We start from the raw sequence: 587 nt of genomic DNA on the forward strand, positions 1-587 counted from the left end.
GGCGGGGTAGTAGGTGCCGCCACGCACCTCGATGACGGTGCCCGCCTTCGCGACCGAGAAGGCCTTCTCCAGCGTGCGGTACGGGGATTCGAGCGAGCCCGAAGCGCTGTCGTCGCCCCGGGGGGACACATACACGGTCGACGCCACCGCGCTCGCGCCTTCGGGCGCCGCCGTCAGATAGACGCCCGCCACGGCCGATGCCACGATGACGGCGCTGCCCAGCGGCAGCGTACGGTCCTTCCGTCGGCGGTGGCGACCGCGCTTGCGCCTCAGCCCCATGGCAACTCCTGTTCTGCGTCGAGGGAACGGGCCGGGGGATCCTGGTCCGACCCATTCCAAGCTGTAGTTGCCGCCAACCCCAGCTTAGGTTGCCGCGCACTCGCGAATTCTTAGATTACGAAATCGGGATGGTCGCACGAGATGCCGGAGCAAACCTTGATCATTTCGTGCCCGGAGAAGCCTCCTCACCGGTCAAAGGCGGTCAGGCTGCATACAGAACCCCAGTTATAGTAGCTTCAGGCAACCACCTTCCCGATCGAGGCCCAGGAGGCCCGAGATGCAGCCGCGCAGCCCCAGCCGCACCGCCG

1 protein-coding gene (only partly in view) is annotated in these 587 nt (G+C 66.8%); it reads right to left on the reverse strand.

The genetic code is table 11. The features are described from left to right. Positions 1 to 279, reverse strand: part of the annotated coding region (locus CCN51_RS49395; RefSeq protein WP_143676175.1) for a right-handed parallel beta-helix repeat-containing protein (this coding region is incomplete at its 3' end). The annotated region extends 371 nt beyond the left edge of the window; 279 of its 650 annotated nt are in view. Positions 280 to 587: the final 308 nt, after the last annotated feature.

It is taken from the genome of Streptomyces milbemycinicus (assembly GCF_002154605.1).
GTDB lineage: Bacteria > Actinomycetota > Actinomycetes > Streptomycetales > Streptomycetaceae > Streptomyces > Streptomyces milbemycinicus.